The organism is Salibacterium aidingense DSM 18341, from assembly GCF_000429685.1.
In the GTDB taxonomy this organism is placed as follows: domain Bacteria; phylum Bacillota; class Bacilli; order Bacillales; family Marinococcaceae; genus Salibacterium; species Salibacterium aidingense.
Window position 1 is genome coordinate 270,323 of record NZ_AUCI01000007.1, and the last position, 9,125, is coordinate 279,447.

Annotated in this window: 8 protein-coding genes; all 8 read right to left on the reverse strand. The window is 44.0% G+C overall.

Features of this window, described 5'->3' with window-relative positions; all coding sequences use genetic code 11:
• Positions 1 to 67: 67 nt before the first annotated feature.
• Positions 68 to 781, reverse strand: coding sequence for a peptidoglycan DD-metalloendopeptidase family protein (locus G475_RS0108945; RefSeq protein ID WP_035710599.1), 714 nt, complete (start codon positions 779 to 781; stop codon positions 68 to 70).
• A gap of 84 nt (positions 782 to 865) precedes the next feature.
• Positions 866 to 1,966 (reverse strand): Ger(x)C family spore germination protein, encoded by a 1,101-nt coding sequence (locus G475_RS0108950; RefSeq protein WP_026700996.1) that lies wholly within the window; start codon positions 1,964 to 1,966, stop codon positions 866 to 868.
• 2 nt (positions 1,967 to 1,968) lie between these two features.
• Entirely contained in the window at positions 1,969 to 3,084 is a 1,116-nt protein-coding gene (locus G475_RS0108955) for a GerAB/ArcD/ProY family transporter (RefSeq protein ID WP_233275754.1), read from the reverse strand.
• Positions 3,077 to 4,576, reverse strand: a complete 1,500-nt coding sequence (locus G475_RS0108960) for a spore germination protein (protein ID WP_026700998.1) — start codon at positions 4,574 to 4,576, stop codon at positions 3,077 to 3,079. Before G475_RS0108960 ends, G475_RS0108955 begins: the two co-directional genes overlap by 8 nt.
• Positions 4,577 to 4,741: 165 nt before the next feature.
• The gene (locus G475_RS0108965; protein ID WP_026700999.1) at positions 4,742 to 5,323 is read right to left on the reverse strand and encodes a cob(I)yrinic acid a,c-diamide adenosyltransferase; all 582 of its coding nucleotides are present in this window, start codon (positions 5,321 to 5,323) and stop codon (positions 4,742 to 4,744) included.
• Between the two features lie 27 nt (positions 5,324 to 5,350).
• Positions 5,351 to 6,751, reverse strand: coding sequence for an ABC transporter ATP-binding protein (locus G475_RS24625; RefSeq protein ID WP_051302353.1), 1,401 nt, complete (start codon positions 6,749 to 6,751; stop codon positions 5,351 to 5,353).
• Positions 6,752 to 6,757: 6 nt separating this feature from the next.
• Complete coding sequence (locus G475_RS0108975; protein ID WP_084414062.1) at positions 6,758 to 7,828, reverse strand: FecCD family ABC transporter permease; 1,071 nt, start codon at positions 7,826 to 7,828, stop codon at positions 6,758 to 6,760.
• A complete protein-coding gene (locus G475_RS0108980) occupies positions 7,785 to 8,780 on the reverse strand; it encodes an ABC transporter substrate-binding protein (protein WP_026701001.1) in 996 nt (331 codons plus the stop codon). Before G475_RS0108980 ends, G475_RS0108975 begins: the two co-directional genes overlap by 44 nt.
• Positions 8,781 to 9,125 lie beyond the last annotated feature (345 nt).

Sequence of the window (9,125 nt, forward strand, 5' to 3'; positions counted from 1 at the left end):
GGCTTCCTTTTCGAACAGAATACCTCTATTTTACCACACCTATTTTATTTCTATCTAAGCAGGTTTTTCAGGAAATCACGATCTGTTGATCCGGGTAGATAAGGGATCCCGGAATATCATTCGTTTTTTGAAGATCTTCCACCGTTGTGTCATAGGTTTGGGCAATATCCCACAAGGTATCCCCTTTTTCTATCGTATGTGTGACTCTTTCCCCTTCTTCATCCCCCTGGCTTTTTACTAAACTCGCGACCTCATTGGTACGATTGTTTTTATCGGCGGCATACCTTGTCTCTTTTTCCTCCGTTAAGAATAACAGGGGATCGGCTGCAAATGTTTTTTCCGCATTCCATTCGCCATGATGAAGTTCAAAGTGAAGATGAGCTCCCCGGGACCGACCGGTATTTCCCACTTTTCCTATGACTTCTCCTTTGACAATAGACTCTCCTTTTGACTTCATGATGTCAGATAAATGAGCATAAACCGTTTCTGAATTATTTTCATGTTTTACCATAACGACATTCCCGTAGGAAGAAGAGTATTCGGCACGGGTTACTTCCCCGCCTCGTGCCGCTTTGACCTCCGAGCCTGTATCAGCTGCAATGTCTATTCCATCGTGATGTCCGTTTCTCGAGCCAAACGTATCGGTCAGAACCCCGTTTTCCACCGGCCATATGTAGTCTTCCTCGGCAGCATACATTGAGGAAGCGCCAATAAACAAGAACAATAATATTAAAAAAATGGAAAAAATCCCCACCAGCACAAACCGCTGTACATAATCCATATATATTAAACCTCCATATCACTAGATAATTCATCCTTTACTATCAGCATATGAAGACTTGTCTTATATTATGACAAGCTTTTTTTATTCGATAGCCCCGGATTGAAGGATTTCTAGATTCACATCTACATTTACTTTCATCTCTGGATAAATGGTTTCCTTCCACTCTTTCTGTTTCCAATTTCTTGTTCTGCTTCTGTATTTCTCTCCAAATCCAAGCGGATCTATTTCCTTTTCTTTAAATTGCTGAATCATATTTTTACTTACTGTTTTAATCTGATCTTGAACAACCGTCTCTATTTTTTTTATATCCTTTTCTTTCTCAAGATTAAATTCTCCAGTGTGGTCTGTGATTTCCCCTTTCATCTTTAAATGAATATTAAATTCTGGAACGGGGTCTTTCGTTATCAAGTCGTAGGAAACATCCGTGAAAATATTTTGAATGACGACATATCCCCTTCCGCCTTCTTTTGGAATGGCAAATTGGCTGGTACCTTTATCGCTCCCCCGCAGCAGCAGCTTAAATATAAAGGATTGGTCCATGTCCAGTGTTCCAACCATCTTGTCAAAATCAAACAATCCCAGCCCAATTAACTTCAGCTCATTATCTTCTCGTTTCACTAATGGCAAAAACGCATCTTTTCCATCGCTGTACAAGTCAAATAAAAATAAATGCATGTTCGTCTCGGGAATATTTTCAAAATCCATATTATGTTCAATTAAATCAGAAAAGTACATCCCTATTCTTTCCTTTACTCCTTCTTTAAACCGAAGAGCTTTTCCAGCGCTGCCTTCGGCGGCGGAAAGAAAGACGCGATTTCCAATTCTCGGATTCCTGTAAAAAGATTTTACATACTGCTCCACTCCCTCTTCTGCTACTTCTCTGCCGAATAACACAACTCGAAGCTGTCCATAGCGGAGCGGCTTTTGCGAGCGGGTATTTAATAAACTGCGTGCTTCTTCCGGAGTTTCGGAAATAATAGAGCGGTGTTCCATTCCTATTTCACTTTCTTTGCCCTGCTCGACAAAGAAAGGATAAAAAACCGTATATCTCAGTTTATTGCCTTCTGCTTTATCAAAAGAAACGGTTTGAATCAGGGAAATATCATCAATTACTTGACTTTGCAGACATCCCGCCAGAAAAAAGAATGTGCATATAGCTAAAACTGCCCTGCTTCGTTTCATACTTACTCCTTCTTCCTTATTTTTTCTGCAAGAAACTGACATAAACATAAAAATGGAATATAAACCAGAACGGTCCAAAACCCGATTTTCGAAATAATATCATTGAACGTATCAATATTTTCACGATCTTCGATAAGCGGAGTCACCACAACTGTTAAGATCGTTAATATGATAACGGCACTTCGCTGTTTCATTGGAAACAAGCGCTTCATCCCCCGGCTCGCTGCCCAGAACGTCATCGCAATATTGGGGGCGACAATAACCATCCAGATAGAAATACCAAGGTATTCAAACCTTTCGACAAATGGAAATTCAATAATTTTAAACAATGTGAGGGTCGGCCATATCGTCATCTTTAACTGCGGCTCGCTGAAAAAAGCAAGGGTAACAATCATTAGAACCACGTAGACAAACACGCTGGTCCAGTGCCCGATCTGCGCCCATTTCTGGGAAGAACGCTGTTCCTTTAAAAAGGGGTAAAACAATAGCAGAAGTTCAAATCCAAGAAAACTTAGCGTAGATTCACGCGCGCCGAGCATCAGCTTATCGAACGAAGTTTTAAAGAGTGGAAGCAGATTAAGGAATTTTCCGTACTCCAGAGGCATTAACAAAATGAAAAAAATAACAGAAGGGATGAAGACTCCGGCTACGCATAACCCGGTAACTGCACGAAACCCTCCACTCACAGCATAATATAAAAAGTAAGCAGCCAATATGGTCAGCACCCATGTAGGAAGATCTTCAAATACCCATACCTGCACAATTTCGATATAGGTACGCAGAACAACGATCCCTAAAATGAACAAATAAATAATAAACAAAAAACTGAGCGTATCCCCTGCCCATCTTCCAAATAATGCCTTATGAATACCAATGACATCATCCCGGCCGTGGTTTAACAAATAATAAATAATAGAAATAAGAATAGAGACCATGATACCGGCCAGGAGAATGGATATCCAGCTATCATAGCCGCTGACTTTAGCAATTACCTGCTGATACCCAAGCACCCCTATCCCCACCTGCATCGCGTGTATTAAAAAGAATGCCATGACCGGAGATACTTGAAACTGTTCTTTTACTTTCACACTCATAGGCTGATCCTTTCCGTTATTCATCAATATCTTTCTTTTTCCCTATCTTTTCGGCCGGAAGTTTTTGTCTGTAAGCGGCCCTTGATTGATGAGGTCGTTTATATAATACATTGAAAGGCAGACGAACAAACGTATCCCTCCAATCTGAAATGCGGAGGGGAAAAAACGGAGCAAAATAAGGGCGTCCGAGTGATTCAAGCCGGATGAGATGAGTAACGACAAATACAAAACTTATCGCAATACCAATCCCTCCCATTAACGCGGCTCCGATCATAAAGGGAAAACGAATGATTCTTATAGTGTTGCCCATCTGGTATACCGGAGAAGTAAACGATGCCAGGGCCGCCAGTGCTACAACAATCAAAAGAACATTACTTGTTAAACCGGCTTCCACGGATGCCTGTCCGATCACTATTCCTCCAACGATACCAATGGTCTGTCCAACCTTTGTAGGCAGTCGTGCCCCTGCTTCCCGAAGCAGTTCAATTGTAAATTCCAAAAAGATTGCTTCAATTAACGGAGGAAACGGGATATTACTTCGCGAAGCAATCAAGGTCGACAATAAATCCTTTGGAATCATTTCATAATGAAAGGTAAGGACTGCTACGTAAACGGGAGTAGCGATAATGGAAAACGTAACAGAAATTAATCGAAGCAGCCGTACAAACGATGCAATATGCCAGGGAAGGTAGTAGTCTTCCAGCGAAGTAAAAAATTCTACCAACGTGGACGGAGCAATAATGGCTTCCGGCGATCCGTCACACATAAAGACAACTTTTCCTTCAGCAAGAGCCGCTGCGGCGCGGTCTGGACGTTCCGTATTAACAAAGGCGGGGAATATAGTAAAAGAATGGTCCTGAATCATTTGGGACAATGCATTGGAACCAAGAATTTCGTCGTATTCCACGTCTTTTATTCGTTGAATCACAGTATTTACATTTGCTTTATCAGCAATCGAGTCAATGTAAAATACGGAAGTCTTTGTTTTTGATAACTCTCCAATTGTTATGTTCTTTACGCGGAAATCTTCAATCGGCAGCCTTTTTCTTATTAAAAATACATTCGTCTCCAGCTTTTCCACGAAAGCTTCCCGCGGTCCCACTACGCTGAACTCTGTTTCGGGAATGCTGATGTCACGCTGTACATTCGTTGGAACTTCCAGCATCAGAACCTCGTCTGGAGCGGATGGTAATTGACATACCACACTGCCTGTAAAGAGACGTTCATTGATCTCTTGAATATCTGTCGTTCGTTTTATAGTGTCTGAATAAATGATTCGTTCTATATCACTGTAGGAGGTCCAGGGATTTTTCTTTAACGGCCGCAGAGCGTCCATATTCAGTCTCTCGGTATTAATTAAGTCGTCAACATAATATAATGTGAGCACACCAAAGGGCGTTTCCACCAATTCAGCCGATACATCTTTACTGTTTTCGGAGATTTCACGAAGCCAGGCAGACACCCTTTTCGATGAGGGAGCGGCCCTGTATTGTCTTTTTCTCCTGAATAGATTCATCCCCGCTTCTCTCCTCCTTCATTATTACGTCTTAGTATGAGACTGTCCTCCTGCTGTTATACGCCGCTTTTCGTTTCTTCAGGACGCCTACATAAAAATTCCCGAACGATTTATATAAATCGTCCGGGAATTTACTCGTTTAATGGGTTTGTCCCAGTCCCATATTCAGCTGTTATTCTTATCCTGTGTATCTTGAAAAACCACGGCACTGCGTTCGTATTCCACATCAGAAACCGACTGCCTTACATTTGCCACGCGAGCAGCCGCAAAAAAATAATCAGACAGCCGATTTAAATACTTGAGGACATATTCGTTGACAGGCTCTACTTTCTGGAGAGAAGAAATCAGTCGTTCAGTTCTTCGGGCCACTGTACGGCAAATATGAAGATCTGCCGCTGCCTCCGAACCTCCCGGCAGTATAAAACGCTGTAATGCAGGGGCTTCTTCCGTATAAGCGTCTATTTTTTCTTCTAAAAAGGTTACCATCGGTTCATCCACTTTCCATTCAGCGGTTTCTTTCACCGAAGAAAGATCGCTGCCGCAGTCAAATAACTCGTGCTGAATCCGGACAAGTTCTGGTTTGATATCAGGAAAAAGGGTCGGGGGGAGTGTCACTGCAGCTTTCCCGACAAAAGCATTCAGTTCATCGCAGGTACCATATGCTTGAATGCGGATATCGTCCTTCTCCCGTGTTCCGCCTATTACCCTCGTCTTTCCTTTATCACCGCTTCTCGTATACAATCTCATGCTACCTTCCCTCCATTGCTATGAATGTTATAATTGCTGGTTTTCGTGCCATTCCTCTTCCACCTCATCAAATACCACATGGTACACAGCCTGAGCAATTTTTGTACTAAGCAGGGAATAGCTTTCTTGCGTTTGATATAAACTTCCGCGTTGGCTTGCTGCAATGAGTACAGCGGCCGTGGAAACGTCCAATTTATCCGCGGACGCACCTTTAGTCTGTATCTGCTTATCATAACAGGCCCGGGATACTGCTTCTACAACTTTTACCAAAAAGTGAGTATAGGCAGCTTCTGTCAACTTTCCGTCAATAAATATTGATACCCCGCCGGAGATAATGAAAATGGCAAAACCCGGTTCCCTCTCCGAGCGATAAGAGGCCGCGATCTCCGAAATATATGGAAGCAACATAACAGCCGTTTCATGCTTCTTTGTCTTTCTTTCGTCAAGAAGCTCATAAAACTGTTGTTTCTGTTTTTCTTCTGCTTGTTCTTCCATTCGTTTATAGAGAAAACAAGAATGCCAGCCGAAGCCCGACCCTATGATCTCGGTTGATAATGTCTTCCAATAAATTGACGAAGTTATCATCACATAATCTGCCTGCTGCTCTATTTTTAAATCTTCAATGCAAGAGGGTGGATATGTTTCTGATATATAACGGGGTTCTAAAAAAAGCTGCGGTCGGGGCAGAGAAGGATGCTCCCTGCGGTAAAGTTTTGCTTCATATACAGTTTCTAATTGAGATTTTTCAAGAACAGACGAAGGTTTACCGAGCGCCTTCTGTCTTCCATTATCAAGCAGGAGCAGCCTATCGCTATATATAGCCGCAATATTCAAATCATGAAGGGCCGCGATAACTGTCATGCCTTTCTCGCGGCTCCATTGTTTTAGAGTATCGAGAAGCTGGACCTGAAACGATATGTCCAAATGATTCGTGGGTTCATCGAGAAGCAGAACGCGTGGTTCCTGGGCCAGTGCTCTGGCCAAAAATACACGTTGTTTTTCCCCGCCGCTTAAACTTTCTAATGTTTGCGAGGCGAATTTCAACACATCCGTTTCCCGCATGGCCTCTTCCATTTTCTCCCTATCCCCCGCCGAGTCCCTGCCGAACCACCCCTTCTGGTGGGGGTATCTGCCAAGTTCCACCACTTCCTGTACGGTATAGTAAAATGTATTTTCCATATGCTGCGGAAGGACGGCGATCTGTTTGGCTATCTCTTTCTGGGAAAGGGAGGTAAGCGGCACAGCTTGAATCGAAACCTTGCCGTCATAAGGTTTCAGTCCGCCGTACAACAGTTTTAGCAGAGTTGATTTCCCACTGCCATTTGGCCCGATGATTCCAAGTATTTCCCCGGCATCGACGTGAAACTGAAGCTGCTGCACAATGGGAAAGCCCCCATATCCGCCGGTCACATTTTCTACTTCCAGCATATATACTCACCCTTTTCTTTGAAGGCGGCGCTGATGATAAAGAAGGATACCAAATACAGGCGCCCCCAGCATCGCTGTAATAACACCTATGGGTAATTCAGAAGGGGCGATAATAGTCCGCGCTCCTAAATCTGTTAATACAAGAAATCCTGCTCCCGTAAACACAGAAAGCGGCAGCAGTAAACGATGATCCGGACCAGCCAGCAGACGGACCAGGTGGGGAACCACTAATCCTACAAAACCGATCGTCCCGGAAACAGCTACAGCGGATCCGGTTAACAGCGAAGCGCCAGTTAAAATAAGGAGACTTCGTTTTCCTGTATTTACTCCAAGAGTTTTGGCAGTCTCTTCGCCAAAAACAAGCGCATTTAATTCTCTGCGGTTACCCATTAACAGAATTAACCCAATAATAAAAAACGGCAGCATCAAACCGGCATATTCAAAGCCACGCATCGAGACACTTCCGAGAAGCCAGGAAATAATCTGTCTTAACTCCTCTCCGGTTAACGCAATGATAAGCGAGAGAAAGGAGCCCAAAAAAGAGCTAACGATGATACCGGCGAGTATAATGGTTTCCGTGCGCAGGGTTTTTTCAATCCACCGGACAAAGGCAAGAATAAAAAACAGGGTTAAAAAACCTGTGATAATACTGATTACCGGCAGGGTGAAGCTGCCGAGAACAGGAAGGGATACTCCTGCGTACAGCACTACAACGGCGCCAAGTGCAGAACCAGATGAAACGCCGAGGGTATAAGGATCGGCAAGAGGGTTTTTCAGCAGTCCCTGGAAGGCCGCCCCAGCTGCGGCAAGAGCTGCGCCAACCAAGGCAGCCAGTATCACTCGGGGAAGTCTAATATTTAAAACAATGGCAATGTCCGATTCCGGGATCCTTTCGGGCATTTTTACATTCCATAAGGCCCTCCATAAAATATCAGAACTGACGGAAACGGGAATAGAGATACTTCCCAACGAAACCCCCGCTATCATACAAAGACCAACAAATAATATCCCTCCTCCATAGCTCAGGACTATGCTACTCCGCAAATACATCCGGATACACCAGTTCGGCCAGTTCATCTGCCCCTTCTGTCAGACGGGGCCCGGGCCGGCTGACAAGGTCACTGTTAACATCATAAATTTCCCCGCTTTCCACAGCAGGAATATTACTCCATCCAGACCGACTTTTTATTTCTTCTTCCGGATCACCTTCTGCGTAGCTTCCATAGGTGGTGATGATCACATCCGGGTTCAGACTCACGGCTTCTTCTGCACTGTATGGAAGCCATCCTTCTTCATCACCGGCCGCATTATCCGCATTAATAATTTCCAGCATTTCATGTTGAAAGGTTCCCTGACCAGTAGTGAAAATTTCTGGAGGGGGCTGGATTTCCATCCAAACCGTTTTTCGCTCTTCCTCGTTTATTTCTGCTGCTTGTTCTTCCAGATCCTGTACCTGCTTTTTCATTTCTGTCACCATGTCTGAAGCTTCTTCTTCCGCCCCGGCTGCTTTTCCAATCATTTCTATCGACTCATAGGCCCCTTCAAAAGAGGCAGCTTCATTCACGACAAGTACATGGACTCCTGCTTCTTCTATCTGTTCGATTCCTTCTTCTGCCTGCTGCAAAGCAGAAGCATGAGCCAGCAGGAGATCGGGTTCCAGCGAAATAATTTTCTCTACATTAAAATCCATGCCTCCGACCCGTTCTTTGTCCATGGCTTCTTCCGGGTAGTTAGCATGATCGGATACCCCCACGATTTCTTCTTCCAATCCTAAAGCAAAAGCTATCTCGGTATTACTTGGAATAATACTTACGATACGTTCCGGTTTTTCCTCTATTGTCAGGGTCTCTCCGGCGGCATCCGTCATTTCCACCGGAAAACCACTGGTTTCCGCCGTATGATTCTCCGTTTCGGTTTCGGGAGCGTTATCTTCTTCTGAGCTCCCGTCGAGGTCTTGTCCTCCATCGGCACATCCATTTATCGTAAGCAGACTGACTGCTAAAAAGAGACCGTAAACCGGTTTTTTCATCGTTAATTCCTCCCTCTTTGTAATTAATTATCCTTCCACATGTTCTTGTTTTCTCCGAATTTCTAACCTATCAATTATCACCAGATAGATTCATTCCCACCTCACGGACACATATATTGTTATTTATAACAATTTGAACCAGTTTGGATTCCTTCCAACTGCTCGAACAGGAATTTGTTGGTAAATTATTATATGACCGTGCTCTTGGTAATCACCCACATCGCACATGGTCGCTAACCCTCCCATATATCACTGGATGGGTGTCCATACATTCCTTCGTCCGGCGTATCCATGTGGTGGGGGGCGGCTAAGCTCCTTAGCTGGGTCTGGGCCCGAATGGAAAAA

What these genes read in the sequence shown, in the direction of transcription:
- G475_RS0108945 (WP_035710599.1), bottom strand. Translation starts at nt 781, where the DNA reads ATGGATTATGTACAGCGGTTTGTGCTGGTGGGGATTTTTTCCATTTTT.
- G475_RS0108950 (WP_026700996.1), bottom strand. Translation starts at nt 1,966, where the DNA reads ATGAAACGAAGCAGGGCAGTTTTAGCTATATGCACATTCTTTTTTCTG.
- G475_RS0108955 (WP_233275754.1), bottom strand. Translation starts at nt 3,084, where the DNA reads ATGAATAACGGAAAGGATCAGCCTATGAGTGTGAAAGTAAAAGAACAG.
- G475_RS0108960 (WP_026700998.1), bottom strand. Translation starts at nt 4,576, where the DNA reads ATGAATCTATTCAGGAGAAAAAGACAATACAGGGCCGCTCCCTCATCG.
- G475_RS0108965 (WP_026700999.1), bottom strand. Translation starts at nt 5,323, where the DNA reads ATGAGATTGTATACGAGAAGCGGTGATAAAGGAAAGACGAGGGTAATA.
- G475_RS24625 (WP_051302353.1), bottom strand. Translation starts at nt 6,751, where the DNA reads ATGCTGGAAGTAGAAAATGTGACCGGCGGATATGGGGGCTTTCCCATT.
- G475_RS0108975 (WP_084414062.1), bottom strand. Translation starts at nt 7,828, where the DNA reads ATGAACTGGCCGAACTGGTGTATCCGGATGTATTTGCGGAGTAGCATA.
- G475_RS0108980 (WP_026701001.1), bottom strand. Translation starts at nt 8,780, where the DNA reads ATGAAAAAACCGGTTTACGGTCTCTTTTTAGCAGTCAGTCTGCTTACG.